Annotated in this window: 11 protein-coding genes; 4 read left to right on the top strand and 7 right to left on the bottom strand. The window is 62.4% G+C overall.

Annotation, left to right across the window (positions count from 1 at the left end; genetic code table 11):
- Positions 1-8: 8 nt before the first annotated feature.
- Positions 9-791 carry a glycosyltransferase family 25 protein gene (locus NG898_RS03070; protein WP_252691029.1) on the top strand — a complete coding sequence of 261 codons (783 nt, stop codon included), beginning with the start codon at positions 9-11 and terminating at the stop codon, positions 789-791.
- 15 nt (positions 792-806) lie between these two features.
- Here the strand turns inward: NG898_RS03070 and NG898_RS03065 are convergent, their stop codons facing one another.
- The 5 genes from NG898_RS03065 to dnaE form a co-directional block, all read right to left on the bottom strand.
- Complete coding sequence (locus NG898_RS03065; protein ID WP_252691028.1) at positions 807-1,649, bottom strand: glycosyltransferase family 2 protein; 843 nt, start codon at positions 1,647-1,649, stop codon at positions 807-809.
- Positions 1,636-2,409: a glycosyltransferase family 2 protein gene (locus NG898_RS03060; RefSeq protein WP_092969316.1), complete on the bottom strand. Its 774-nt coding sequence runs from the start codon at positions 2,407-2,409 to the stop codon at positions 1,636-1,638. Before NG898_RS03060 ends, NG898_RS03065 begins: the two co-directional genes overlap by 14 nt.
- A gap of 12 nt (positions 2,410-2,421) precedes the next feature.
- On the bottom strand, positions 2,422-3,702 hold the full coding sequence (locus tag NG898_RS03055) for an O-antigen ligase family protein (RefSeq protein ID WP_252691027.1): 1,281 nt from the start codon (positions 3,700-3,702) through the stop codon (positions 2,422-2,424).
- Positions 3,699-4,766 (bottom strand): glycosyltransferase family 4 protein, encoded by a 1,068-nt coding sequence (locus tag NG898_RS03050; RefSeq protein ID WP_252691026.1) that lies wholly within the window; start codon positions 4,764-4,766, stop codon positions 3,699-3,701. Before NG898_RS03050 ends, NG898_RS03055 begins: the two co-directional genes overlap by 4 nt.
- Before the next feature lie 86 nt (positions 4,767-4,852).
- Positions 4,853-8,371, bottom strand: coding sequence for a DNA polymerase III subunit alpha (dnaE, locus tag NG898_RS03045; RefSeq protein ID WP_252691025.1), 3,519 nt, complete (start codon positions 8,369-8,371; stop codon positions 4,853-4,855).
- A gap of 149 nt (positions 8,372-8,520) precedes the next feature.
- Between dnaE and NG898_RS03040 the strand changes: the two genes are divergently transcribed.
- Positions 8,521-9,369: a sulfurtransferase gene (locus NG898_RS03040; protein WP_252691024.1), complete on the top strand. Its 849-nt coding sequence runs from the start codon at positions 8,521-8,523 to the stop codon at positions 9,367-9,369.
- 185 nt (positions 9,370-9,554) lie between these two features.
- Here NG898_RS03040 and NG898_RS03035 read toward each other — a convergent pair whose 3' ends face one another.
- Positions 9,555-10,127 carry a flavodoxin family protein gene (locus NG898_RS03035; protein WP_045206077.1) on the bottom strand — a complete coding sequence of 191 codons (573 nt, stop codon included), beginning with the start codon at positions 10,125-10,127 and terminating at the stop codon, positions 9,555-9,557.
- A gap of 77 nt (positions 10,128-10,204) precedes the next feature.
- Positions 10,205-10,903: a pirin family protein gene (locus NG898_RS03030; RefSeq protein ID WP_252691023.1), complete on the bottom strand. Its 699-nt coding sequence runs from the start codon at positions 10,901-10,903 to the stop codon at positions 10,205-10,207.
- A gap of 106 nt (positions 10,904-11,009) precedes the next feature.
- On the opposite strand from NG898_RS03030, the gene NG898_RS03025 reads away from it, so the two are divergent.
- Positions 11,010-11,912 carry a LysR family transcriptional regulator gene (locus NG898_RS03025; protein WP_252691022.1) on the top strand — a complete coding sequence of 301 codons (903 nt, stop codon included), beginning with the start codon at positions 11,010-11,012 and terminating at the stop codon, positions 11,910-11,912.
- A gap of 63 nt (positions 11,913-11,975) precedes the next feature.
- Entirely contained in the window at positions 11,976-12,920 is a 945-nt protein-coding gene (gene gluQRS, locus NG898_RS03020; protein WP_252691021.1) for a tRNA glutamyl-Q(34) synthetase GluQRS, read from the top strand.
- Positions 12,921-12,932 lie beyond the last annotated feature (12 nt).

The following is a 12,932-nucleotide window of genomic DNA, read 5'->3' as shown; positions in this document are numbered from 1 at the left end:
CTTCCGCAATGAGTTCGCGCGTTCCCACGTTTTTCATCAATCTTGACCACGACGCCGGTCGCCGCGAGGCACTGGAACGCCAGCTCGATGCGCTTGGCCTGCCGCATAGCCGCTTCCCCGGTGTGTACGGCAAGACACTTCCCGCCGACGAACTTGCGCGCCACTATGACCACGCACGCGCTACGAGCCAAAGCCGAGAGTTGACCGTCGGTGAAGTCGGCTGCGCGCTGAGCCACCTTGGCGTTTACCAAGCAATGATCGAGCAGGACTTGCCCTACGCGCTCATTCTGGAAGACGACGCGAAACTCGGGCCAGATGTGCCCGCCGTGCTCGACGCGCTGGCACAGAGCGTGTCACCCGACGAACCGGTCGTCACGCTGCTCACGCACATCGACCGTTATTACAAACGTAGCGCCCGGCAACTGACAGCTGAGCACCGCACGGTCAAACTTGCCAACTACCAGTGGCTCGCGCATGGTTATTTCGTCACGCACGCCGCAGCCAAACGGATGGTCGAGCAGCTCTATCCCGTGTGGCTGGCCGCAGACTATTGGTACAAGTTCGAGCGTGAAGGCATCGTGCAGATGCGTGCAGTCGTACCTTATGTGATTGGGGTGCAGAACTTCGATAGCGGCTCAAACCTGGAAGCCGATCGCGCCATCAAAAGCCGCGAAGCCGACAACCGACTCGGTATCGGCCACCATCTGCACCAGATCTTTGTGCGCAAGTTCCTCTATCAGATCTTCGTGCGGCCATTCCTCGGCATCGTTAAGCAGAAGAAGACTTGGTGAGCAGGCAGCGCCCGCTCAGGCGCCCTGCTCTCGCAGTTCTGCAAGCCCGACGTCTGCGCGGATGATGTCGGTATTGCGCCGAGCCATCATGCGTTGATAGTTGGGGCTTTCCTGCTCGCGCGATTGCTCGCGATGCCATAGGTGGAAGACTTCGGTCGCACAGAAGCCGCGCTTGCGCCGCACGCCGGCGTTGTACAGGCGGACCGCCAGATCGGCGTCTTCATGGCCCCACCCGACAAAGCTCTGATCGAAGCCGTTCACGCGCTCGAAATCGCTGCGCCACACACCGAGGTTGCAGCTTTTGATGCCGCGCAGGCTGGTGTCCTTGAACGTGCGCGGCACCGGCAAACCTGGCACCAATAGCGGCAGGAACTTGTTGATGCGGCCCGCACGCCAAGCGGCAAACCAATACGCGCGGTCCTTCAGGTGGATATCGATCTGCCGGGTAACGACTTCATGCGTCATCGTTTCATTCAGCAGGATACGGCTGCCAGACACTAGGCGCCCCTGCTCGGCCAACGCGCGGTGGCGGGCCACAAAATCCGGACGCGGCACGCAATCGCCATCGAGAAAAACAAGGTAATCGGCATCCGTCGCCAGCACGCCGCGGTTGCGGATCTCACCAGCACGAAAGCCGTCATCTGGGTGCCAGACATGGCGCAGCGGATACGGCGCGACCTTGGCAGCGGCTTCGACCGCCACGCGTGTGTCATCGCGCGAACCGTCGTCGGCGACGATGACGTCAAATGCGCGATCGGTCTGTGCCCCACAGCCGGCCAGTACGCGAGCCAGCGCGTCCGGGCGGTTATACGTCGTAACGATGAGGGCGATGCGACGCGGCTGCTCAGCGCTTGCCATGACGATGCAGCATCATCAGCTTGATGTAGCGGTAATAGGTGCCTTCGGCGTTCGACACGGCGAGCATGAAGCCCTCCGCGCCATCGAGGAAGCCGCGCTGGATGATGTACGTACGGATGAACGCCCACAACCCATGACCAATCGCGCTGCCCAGCGACGCGCGCTTGCCCTTGGCATAGGCTGCGGCCGCACCGGCGGTCGAATAATCGTTGGCCTTATCGAGCGCAGCCCGCAGATCCGGAATCGAGTAGTGAATGATCGGCGCGCGGAAGTCGCCCACCGTCCCCTCGAAGACCAGGTGCGAGTGCACCGGTGCGTCGAAGAACGTGACCTGCTCACGCTTGAAAAAACGACGAATGCGGTCCGGCCACCAGCCCGAGTGTTTCATGAAGCGGCCGCAAAAACTGGAACTGCGCGGCATGGAATAGACAGTGTGCGAGCTGCCCGATTCGAGTACGGCGATCATCTCGGCACGCAATTCGGGGCTAATGCGCTCGTCGGCATCCAGCGAGAGCACCCAGTCGGTACGGGCTTCGCGCAGAGCGCGGTTGGACTGCTCGCCGTAGCCGGGCCAGTCGGTCTCGAACACGCGCGCACCGAGTTGGCGGCAGATGTCCTGCGTGCCGTCCGTGCTGCCGGAATCGAAGACGATGACATCGTCCGCCCAGTCGCGCACGGAACGGATGCAGTCACCGATATCAGCGGCTTCGTTCTTGGCGACGATGATGACAGCGAGCGTTGCTCGATTGGATGCGGACATGCGAAAGCGATCTTAGAGAACAGGAGCGGCGCCAAGCTGCTGCCGGCGTCGATGAATATGCGCGGTGAATACGGCCACCATCACGCTGTAGAACACGACCGTCTGCGCGATGATCAGCATCACCTCGGTCAGACCGAACAGTACGAAGCCGACGCATAACGTGAGGCCCATCGCCCCCGTGGTACGGAGAACACGATCGTCGCACAAGGCGGCTCGCAGAAAGTACACGGCAGGCACCAGATACAGCGCCAGTAATGCGCCTATGCCCAACACGCCAAGCGTGGCGCCATTGTATAGAAACTCGTTGTGGGCATGCTCGAAGGCAGTCGCTTCCTGTGTGATCAATCCTTCCGCGTGGATCGCCTTGAGAGCGGGCTCGAATTGGCCTCTTCCCACACCGGCTAGTGGGTGGCGCGTCAACATTAGCGTGGCCGCCTTCCAAAGTTGGAAGCGGATGCCGACCGAGGTGTTGGTCTGACCAGCCCGATAGGCATGGATGTCCTCCATCGCCTGACCAAAGCGGGTGCGCACCATACTCGACGACACGCATACGGTCACCAACAGCGCTAAGAACACCAGCAAGGCAGTCGCTCGCTTCTTCCAGCTCACATGCCGTAGCGTCGCCACGGCGATCAGCAGCAGTATGGGGATTGCAATCCAGCCGCCCCGCGACTGCGACAGATACGACACATAGAGTGCCGCGCCGCCTGCCACCAGGCGTAAAATGATAAGCGGCCAGCCGTCACGATTGGACCAACCAATGGAAATCAGCGAGAACAAGCCCATCAACAGCGATAGATTGCCGAAGGGGATGGTATTGGCAAATGCGCCGATCTTGTCTGGCCGTCCGATACGCAGTTCGAGATAAGCCCACACTACCGAGGCCAGCGCGCCCGCAACACAACCCCATTGCACACTTTCCAACTGTTTAGGACGCAATTGCAACAGCGCAAACAGCGCCAAGCCGAACAACCAGAGCCTCCCATAGGCAAAAGGCACATTGCGCGGCGCGGCAGGATTCAATAGCGCACTGATCAGCATCGCAGTCGGCATGGCGGCCATTGCCAGAATCAGCCAGCGATATTCGCGCCACATCGCTCTCAGTCGGTTCATAACCTCCGCAGGCGCGGCCAGCATCGACCAGATCGCGGACACAAGTAAGAGCAAGAACGACAGGAATGCTGCGCCGCGCACCGACAGCATGAAAGCCGGGAGGATGGCAATTCCAAACACGGCCAGGGCCGCCGGCGCACTGGATATCAGCGTCCGGCCACGTTGCATCAAGCCACTCATCGCAATGTCCCCGCGCCAGGTGCAAGCGCCAGCAGTGCATCAATGTGCGCAGCGATGCTCGGGTCATAGCGCAGGTGTTCACGCGGATTCGCCAGGCGCGCCTGGCCGGCCTGCGCGCGGGCAACAGCCGCCTCGATCGTCCGTGCCAGCGTAGCTGGATCGTTCAGATCGAAGGTGGGCGCACCTTCTTCCGAGATCACCTCGGTGCAGGCGATATTGGCTGCCAGTACGGCAGGCGTGCCGCACAGCACAGACTCCACCCCGATCAGCCCGAACGGCTCGTAGTGCGAAGCGAGAATCGTGTAGTCCGCCGCGCGGTAGACGTTCTCGATGTCCTTGCGGTATCCCAGGTAGCGGATGTTGGGCGAGGACGACGACACCGGCCGTCCAATCACCGCCAGCTGCACAGGCAAATCCGTCTTAGAGAAAAACGCCTCCAGCAGCGGATAGCCCTTGCGCTTGTGGCTTGACGATGGGAACACAAACGTGACGCGATCCTTCGCAAAGCCCAGCTCATCGCGCAGGCGCTGACGCTCGGCCTCGTCCACCGGCGAGAACTTCGTCTCGCTCACCGGCGGGTACACCGTCTTCACCTTGGCCGCCGGAATGTCGTAATAGTCCAGCACTTCCTGCGCCATCAACCGCGAATGCGCAACGACAACGTGCGAGCGTACGTAGTCCCGGCGCTCCAGCGCGATCTGCTGGCGGTCCCAGAAGGCAGCCTCTTTGGAAAAGCTCTTGAGATAGCCGACGTGCGTACCGCCACAAATGGCGATATCCGATGCCCCCGTGCGGTTGCAGCCGATCATCAGATCGATGTGCTCACGCTTGGCCAGATAGCGCACCAGCCAGCCAAACGCGTGGTCGTTCAATTTGCCCGGCAGCTTGCGTGTGGGCAATGCAACGGCCTTGACCTGGCGGTATTCGGGAAGCGCCTTGTCCACCATCTTGGCGAAGAACACGGGACGGATGTCGCGCTCATGCAGGCCGCGCACCAGGTCCATCGCGTAGCGCTCGCTGCCGCCGCTGTAGCCCAGCGCGTTGCACGAGATTCCGACGTTCATGGATGCTCTAGTAATAATCGTATTGAGACTGCAGTCGTGCCGAGCCTGTGCTGCCCGGCGATGGCGCCCCCTGCGCCATCTTCGAACTACTCGTACACCGTTGCCACGTTCTCGGCGTCCAGCGCCTGACGCAGCGCGGCGATTGCCGCTTCGCTCGGGACAATGCGCCAGGCGTCGCCAAGCACGGCTTCGCAGCGGGCCTGCTCGCAGACGTAGCTGATGCGCACCGAGACGCCATTGCCATCCGCCGCTACATGCGGCGAGAGCAAGTCACGTAGCTTGGCCGCCGTTGAATCTCCATTCATCGACAGACGGATCGCCCGCGCAAACTTGGCGCGCGCCTGCGTCATGTCCATGACCGACTCGGCTGTCACGCGCACGCCGCCAGTGAACATGTCGTGCCGGGCACTTCCCTGCACAATCAGCACTTCGTCTTCCTTGAACAGCGCGCGGTTGGCTTCAAACACTTCGTTGAAGACCGTCACTTCGGTGGCTTCGCTGGCGGAGCCGTCGTCGAGCATGACGATCAGCATCTTGCCGCGCTGCGTCATCTGGGTGCGCTGGCCGACGATCACGCCCGCCACCGTCTTGTTACGCGCGTCGCGATTGCCGTAGCCGCCGCCATTGCCCTTGTCGGTCACTTCGCGAGCCAGGTCGGCCAGCGTCGTACGCGCAAAGCGGCGCACCTCGTCACGGCATTCATCAAACAGGTGACCAGAAAGGTAGAAACCCAGCGCCTGCTTTTCTTCCTGCAGCTTGCGCTTGGTCGACCACGCCGGCTCGTCGATGAGTTCGGGGCGATGCTGCTCGGCGTCGTCGCCGCTCATCAGATCGAACAGCGACACTTGGTTGGCTGCCGCTGCCTTCTGCTCGGCGGCTTCCATGGCTAAACCGATCGAGGCAAGCAGCTGAGCGCGGTTGTCGTTGAGGCTGTCGAAGGCGCCGGCACGCACGAGCGCTTCGATCGTGCGGCGATTCACCTGGCGGCGGTCAACACGCTCGCAGAAATCGAACAAGTCCTTGAATGGCCCGTCTTCGCGTGCGCGCAGGATGTCTTCGATCGCACCCTGACCGCTGCCCTTCACGCCACCCAGGCCGTAGCGGATGGTCTTGGCGTCGGTTGGCGCAAAGCGATACTGGCTCGCGTTGATATCCGGCGGCAGTACGGTCAGGCCGTTCTTGCCTCGGGCATCGTCGTAGAGGATCTTCACCTTGTCGGTGTCGTCCATGGCGAGCGACATGTTGGCTGCCATGAATTCGGCCGGGTGATGCGCCTTGAGCCAAGCCGTGTAGTACGCCAGCAGCGCATACGCGGCCGCGTGCGACTTGTTGAAGCCGTAGCCCGCGAACTTCTCCATCAGGTCGAAGATTTCATCGGCCTTTTCGGTGGAGAGCCCGTCCTTGGCTGCGCCCGCGCGGAACAGCGCACGGTGCTCGGCCATTTCTTCGGCCTTCTTCTTACCCATCGCGCGGCGCAGCAAGTCAGCGCCGCCAAGCGAGTAACCGCCCACGATCTGCGCCATCTGCATCACCTGCTCCTGGTAGACCATGATGCCGTAGGTCTCCTTGAGCACCGGCTCAACGCGCGGGTCGGGGTATTCCACCTTCTCGCGGCCGTGCTTACGCGCGCAGAAGCTGGGGATCAGGTCCATCGGGCCCGGGCGATACAGCGCCACCAGGGCGATGATGTCCTCAAAGCGGTCGGGCTTGGCGTCCTTCAGCATGCCCTGCATGCCGCGGCTTTCCAGCTGGAACACAGCGACCGTGTTGGCCGTCTTCAGGATGTCGAACGCCTTCTTGTCCGTCAGCGGAATGTGGCTGCAGTTCCAATCCGCCTTGGACGGATCGAGCATGCGGATGTAGCGCTCGGCCCAGTCGAGGATCGTCAGCGTGGTCAGGCCCAAGAAGTCGAACTTGACCAGGCCGACGGCTTCCACGTCGTCCTTGTCGTACTGACTGACGACGCCGGCATCTTCGCCGCCTTGCGTGTAGAGCGGGCAGAAGTCGGTCAGCTTGCCCGGGGCGATCAGCACACCGCCCGCGTGCATGCCGACGTTTCGCGTCATGCCTTCCACGCGCTGGGCGAGCTCCAGGAGCTGCTTGACCTCTTCTTCGTTGGCTTCGCGTTCGGCCAGCAGCGGTTCTTCCTTCTTGGCCTCTTCCAGCGTGACGAGCTTGCCCGGCTTGAACGGGATCAGCTTGGCCACGCCGTCAACGAAGTTGTAGCCGAGATCGAGCACGCGGCCCACGTCGCGCACCGCAGCCTTGGCAGCCATGGTGCCGAAGGTGGCGATCTGCGAGACGGCGTCCTTGCCGTACTTCTCTTTCACGTACTGGATGACGCGGTCGCGGCCGTGCTGGCAGAAGTCGATGTCGAAGTCGGGCATCGACACCCGCTCCGGGTTCAGGAAACGCTCGAACAGCAGGTTGTATTTGAGCGGATCCAGATCGGTAATGCCGAGCGCGTACGCCACCAGCGAACCGGCACCGGAACCCCGGCCCGGCCCCACCGGCACACCATTGTTCTTGGCCCAGTTGATGAAGTCCGCAACGATCAGGAAGTAGCCCGGGAAGCCCATCTTGATGATGGTGCCGGTCTCGAATTCCAGGCGGGCGTAATACTCAGCGCGTTTGGATTCGCGCACCGCCTCGTCGGGGAACAGCACTTCCATGCGCTTTTCCAGCCCTTCCTTGGCAAGCTGGACGAGGTAGTCATCCAGCGACATGCCATCGGGCGTCGGGAACAGCGGCAGCTTGGGCTTGCCCAGTTCCAGCTTGAGGTTGCAGCGCTGCGCGATCTGCACCGCGTTGGCCAGCGCGGACGGGATGTCGGCAAACAGCGCGCACATCTCGTCCTGCGTCTTGAAATACTGTTCGGTCGTGAAACGGCGGGCACGGCGCGGATTGGCGAGCAGTTCGCCCTCCGCAATACAGGTGCGTGCTTCGTGGGCCGTGAAATCGTCCGGCGTCATGAACTGCACCGGATGCGTGGCAACCACCGGCAACTGCATGGCCGATGCGAGCTTCACGGCTTGCTGGATGTAGGCCTCGGTACCAGTCTGCCCGGCGCGTTGCAGTTCGATGTAGAAGGCGCCCGGAAACACGCGCGACCAGTTCGTCGCCAGCTTGCGCGCCAGCGCCTCGTTTCCATTGGCCAGCGCCATGCCGATATCGCCGCCCATGGCGCCGGAAAGCGCCAGCAGGCCCGTGGCCAATGGGGCATTCTCCACGCCCGGCTCGTCGAACCATTCCGGGGCGATTTCCGCGCGGCCGCGATGTTGGTTGGAGAGCCAAGCACGGGCCAGCAACTGGCACAGGTTCAGGTAACCCTGCTTGTCACGGACCAACAACAACAAGCGTGTCGGTTTGTCGCGTTCGTCGTGATTGGTGATCCACACGTCGGCGCCGACGATCGGCTTGACGCCCTTGCCGCGCGCTTCCTTGTAGAAGCGCACCAGCCCGAAGGCATTGGCGAGATCGGTCAGCGCCAAGGCGCCCATGCCGTCTTTGGCGGCAGCCTTGACCGCATCGTCCAGACGGACGTTGCCATCGACGACGGAATATTCGGAGTGGAGACGGAGGTGGACGAAGCGCGGCGAATTCATCCGCGTATTGTACCGGGTGACACCTGCCGTAAAGCATTCCGAGCGCGTCCGGTTGACCATCGACAACCCCGCGCGGCTGTTCGGGCGGCTATAATTTCGGCTTACGAATCAACGGGTTACCCAAGGCGCCAAAAACGGCGCGGCAGCACATGCAGATCGTCAATATTTCCGCTTACAAATTCGTCACCCTCGATGACCGCGAGACCCTGCGCCCCGCCCTGCTGGCCGAGTGCCAAGCGCGCGAGCTGAAGGGCACCGTGCTGCTGGCACCAGAGGGCATCAACATCTTCCTGGCCGGCTCGCGTGAAGCCATTGATGGCATCGTCGGCTGGCTGCGTGCCGACCCCCGTTTTGCTGACCTGGCACCGAAGGAAAGCCTGTCAGACCACCAGCCATTCCGCCGCTTGCTGGTGCGCATGAAGAAAGAAATCATCACCATGCGCCACCCTCTGATCCGCCCCGAAGACGGCCGCGCGCCCTCGGTTGCGCCGCCGGACCTCAAGCGCTGGCTCGATCAGGGCCACGACGACGAGGGCCGCCCCGTGGTGATGGTTGACACGCGCAATGACTATGAAGTCGCCGTCGGCACATTCAGGAACGTCGTCGAATACAACCTCAAGAAATTCACCGAATTCCCGCCCGCCATTGCCGCGCACAAGGACGACTTTGCCGGTAAGACGGTCGTGTCGTTCTGTACCGGCGGCATCCGCTGCGAAAAGGCGGCGATCCACATGCAGGAGATCGGCGTCGAGCGCGTCTATCAGCTCGAAGGCGGCATCCTCAAATATTTCGAGGAAGTGGGCGGAGCCCATTACGACGGGGATTGCTTCGTGTTCGACCACCGCACAGCGCTCAACCCCGAACTGCTGCCGGCGGGACCGAAGCAGTGCTTTGCATGCCGCGCTGTGGTGACGCCGGAAGAACAGCAGTCACCCGACTACATCCCCGGCCAGCGCTGCCCGCATTGCGCGGGCAGCCAAACGCGGGCCGCTGCATGAAACGCCTTGCGGCCGCCATCCTCGTCGGCACGCTATGCCTTGTCGCATTGGCTGCTTGCGCGACGAGCTGCGAGGGTGGCTCGAACCGCGGCGTCTTCTGCGGAGCAGGCACGCGCTTCTGAGCCCTAACAGCGCACCAACAAAAAACGCCGGACATGCCGGCGTTTTTCTTTGACCGACTCGCTTTACTGACGGCCGCGCACGAACTGATTGGTGATGGCAACAATGCGCTCGCCGAACAGCTTGGCGGTTTCCAGGTCGCCAGGCAGCGGGCCTTCTTCAGGGCTCGCATCAGACGGCGATTGCGCCAGCGCGCCGCCAAAGCCCGCCAGGAAATTCACGTCGTTGCGCGTGGCGGCCTTGCTGTTGGCCGGCATCATGCCCGTGCCGACCCAGATCATTCCGTGCTGCTGCGACAGCGTCCACAGGTACTGGATCGACGCGTACTTGTCTCCATTCATCGATGCGGAATTCGTGAACCCCGCGGCGATCTTGTCCTTCCACGCGCCGGTGAACCATGCTTTGGACGATGCATCGGCAAACTTCTTGAAGTCGCCCGAAACGCCGCCCATGTAGGTCGGCGCGCCAAAGACGATTGTGTCGACGCCCGCCAGCAGCGCCCAGGTGTCATCGTTGACGTCTGTGACCGAAATCAGGTGTGCTTCGGCGCCGGCGCCTTGCACGCCTGCAAACACGGCCTCGGCCTGCTTCTTGGTGTGGCCATAACCGCTGTGATAAACGACTGCAACTCGTGCCATGGGAATCCTCTTGGGGTTGGGGTACCGCAGGGAACAACGGAAAAGAAAAATGGCGCACACAGGGTGCGCCACGAACATTACGGCAGATCGAACACCAGCACTTCGCCGTCTTCGCCGCCAGAGAGCGTCACCGCCTCTTCTTGCGTCAGCTTGGCTGCGTCGCCGCCAACCAGCGTGCGACCGTTGACGCTCACCTTGCCGCGAACCACGTGCACATAAGCACGGCGGCCCTCTGCGATGGCCAAGGACGCAGTTTCTGCGCCATCAAACTTGCCGGCGTAGAGCGCCATGTCCTGGTGCACCTTCACCGAACCGTCACGACCATCGGTGCTGGCGATCAGGGCGAGCTTACCGCGCTTGGCAGCCTCGTCGAAATGACGTTCTTCATAGCCCGGCGTGAGATTCAACTGCGCGGGGAGCACCCAGATCTGCAGGAAATGCGTGGTCTGGTCCTGCGCGTGGTTGAACTCGGAGTGACGCACACCTGTCCCAGCCGTCATGCGTTGCACGTCGCCCGGGCGCAGCACGCTGCCGTTGCCCATGCTGTCCTTGTGCGCCAGTTCGCCATCCAGCACGTAGCTGATGATTTCCATGTCGCGGTGGCCATGGGTGCCAAAACCCATACCAGCGGCGACGCGGTCTTCATTGATGACACGCAACGGCCCGAACTGAACGTGTTCCGGGTCCATGTAATCGGCAAACGAAAAGCTGTGATACGACTTGAGCCAGCCGTGGTCTGCGTAGCCGCGATCTTGAGAGGGGCGGATTTCAATCATTTTGATGAATCTCCTATCCAAATTACTGCGTCGATGTGTGAATGGTACGCAGATTGGCTATAGTTTCGGGGTACGGCTTTGACTCAATACATCAAAAATTCTGAATATGGCGCTATCGCTGGAATCTCTCGAAGTACTCGACGCGATTGAACGCAAGGGCAGCTTTGCCGCCGCGGCGCACGAGCTCGGCAAAGTGCCGTCGGCGCTCACATATGTGGTGCGCAAGCTGGAAGACGACCTCGATGTCCTGCTGTTTGACCGCCGCCGCCATCGAGCGGAACTCACGCCCGCCGGCCGCGCATTGCTCGACGAAGGCCGCCACCTGCTGCAGGCCGCCGACGAACTCGCGCGCCGCGTCAAGCGCCTCGCCACCGGGTGGGAAGCCACGCTGACCATCGTAGTTGACGATCTCGTGCACTTTCGCGCACTCATGCCCGTCATCCAGGATTTCTACGCCGAAAATACCGCCACGCGACTACGCTTTTGCCGCGAGGTGCTAGCCGGCACGTGGGATGCACTGCTCTCCGGCCGCGCGGATCTCCTGATTGGGCCCGCGCAGGTGATGCAGGTGCAGGGCATTCAGACGCGCACGGTAGGCAGCATTCCCTTTGTGTTTGCGGTGGCGGCACATCATCCGTTGGCGCAAATGGAGGAGCCATTGCCTGCCACCGCCATCACGCGACATCGCATCGTTGCTGTGGGAGATACGTCTCGCAATCTGCCCGCACGCACCATCGGCGTGATGGCCGGGCAGGACACGCTGGTGGTGCCGTCCATGGCTGACAAGGTGCAGGCGCAGATTCGAGGCTTGGGCTGCGGCTGGTTGCCCGTGCCACTGGCGCAGCCGTATCTGGATTCCGGCGTGCTGATCGCCAAGGAAACCACCGAAGACAAGCGCGCCGGCACGTTTCAGGTTGCCTGGCGCAACAACATGCGCGGCAAGGCGTTGCAATGGTGGGTCGACAAGTTGGAAGACCCGCGTCTGGGGCAGGCCCTGATGATGCAGTAGGCGCCCCGGGGCTGATAAATCGCGCACAATAGCGCCATCGACCTCTGCGCCTGGAGCGTTGCGTTGTCCCAAGCCAATCTCGATTTCCCGGAATCCACTACGTCATCGCGCGGCCAATACCGCGGCCGCTTTGCGCCCTCGCCAACGGGGCCGCTGCATATCGGCTCGCTGGTCACTGCGCTGGCGAGCTGGCTGGATGCGCGCGTGCACGGCGGCACATGGCTCGTGCGCATTGAAGACATCGATTTCCAGCGCAACGTGCCCGGCGCCGACCGCGATATCCTCACCACACTTGATGTGCTCGGACTCATTCCCGACGAGGCGCCGCAGTGGCAAAGCACGCACCTGTCACGCTTTGAGCAGGCGCTGGAGCAACTGCAGGCGAACGGCAGCCTCTACCCGTGCGGCTGCACGCGCCGCGAGATTGCGGACTCCGTCACCAGCATCGACGCAAATGGGCATGTGCGTCACCAGACCCTGATCTATCCCGGCACGTGCCGCAACGGGCTGCACGGCCGTCCGCCGCGCGCTTGGCGCGTGCGTGTGCCGGATGCCGATGCCGCCACCATCTGCTTCAACGATCGCTGGCAAGGCACGCAATGCCAGAACCTGGCTGAAGCCGTAGGCGACTTCGTGCTCAAGCGCGCGGACGGCATGTGGGCGTACCAGATTGCGGTGGTGGTAGACGATGCCACGCAAGGTATCACGGACGTCGTGCGGGGCGCCGACCTGCTCGACTCGACGCCGCGCCAGATCTATCTGCAGCAGTTGCTCGGGCTGCCCGCGTTGCGCTACCTGCACGTGCCCGTGGTGGTGAACCCCGAGGGCGAGAAACTGAGCAAGCAGACAGGCGCGCGCGCCATCAACCGCAGTCAACCGCTGGCCGCGCTAACGGAAGCGGCACGGCACCTCGGGTTGGACATTCGTGCGGGCGATGTAGATGAGTTCTACCGAGACGCAGTCCCGGCCTGGGCCAATCGTCTTGCACGATTGACCACGGCGGCATAGTTGCCGCCGTTT

It is taken from the genome of Ralstonia mojiangensis, assembly GCF_023955645.1.
GTDB classification, from domain to species: Bacteria; Pseudomonadota; Gammaproteobacteria; order Burkholderiales; family Burkholderiaceae; genus Ralstonia; species Ralstonia mojiangensis.
Note: the sequence above shows the minus strand (reverse complement) of the source record. Positions and strands in the feature narration are given on the sequence as shown.

What these genes read in the sequence shown, in the direction of transcription:
- NG898_RS03070 (WP_252691029.1), top strand. Translation starts at nt 9, where the DNA reads ATGAGTTCGCGCGTTCCCACGTTTTTCATCAATCTTGACCACGACGCC.
- NG898_RS03065 (WP_252691028.1), bottom strand. Translation starts at nt 1,649, where the DNA reads ATGGCAAGCGCTGAGCAGCCGCGTCGCATCGCCCTCATCGTTACGACG.
- NG898_RS03060 (WP_092969316.1), bottom strand. Translation starts at nt 2,409, where the DNA reads ATGTCCGCATCCAATCGAGCAACGCTCGCTGTCATCATCGTCGCCAAG.
- NG898_RS03055 (WP_252691027.1), bottom strand. Translation starts at nt 3,702, where the DNA reads ATGAGTGGCTTGATGCAACGTGGCCGGACGCTGATATCCAGTGCGCCG.
- NG898_RS03050 (WP_252691026.1), bottom strand. Translation starts at nt 4,766, where the DNA reads ATGAACGTCGGAATCTCGTGCAACGCGCTGGGCTACAGCGGCGGCAGC.
- dnaE (WP_252691025.1), bottom strand. Translation starts at nt 8,371, where the DNA reads ATGAATTCGCCGCGCTTCGTCCACCTCCGTCTCCACTCCGAATATTCC.
- NG898_RS03040 (WP_252691024.1), top strand. Translation starts at nt 8,521, where the DNA reads ATGCAGATCGTCAATATTTCCGCTTACAAATTCGTCACCCTCGATGAC.
- NG898_RS03035 (WP_045206077.1), bottom strand. Translation starts at nt 10,127, where the DNA reads ATGGCACGAGTTGCAGTCGTTTATCACAGCGGTTATGGCCACACCAAG.
- NG898_RS03030 (WP_252691023.1), bottom strand. Translation starts at nt 10,903, where the DNA reads ATGATTGAAATCCGCCCCTCTCAAGATCGCGGCTACGCAGACCACGGC.
- NG898_RS03025 (WP_252691022.1), top strand. Translation starts at nt 11,010, where the DNA reads ATGGCGCTATCGCTGGAATCTCTCGAAGTACTCGACGCGATTGAACGC.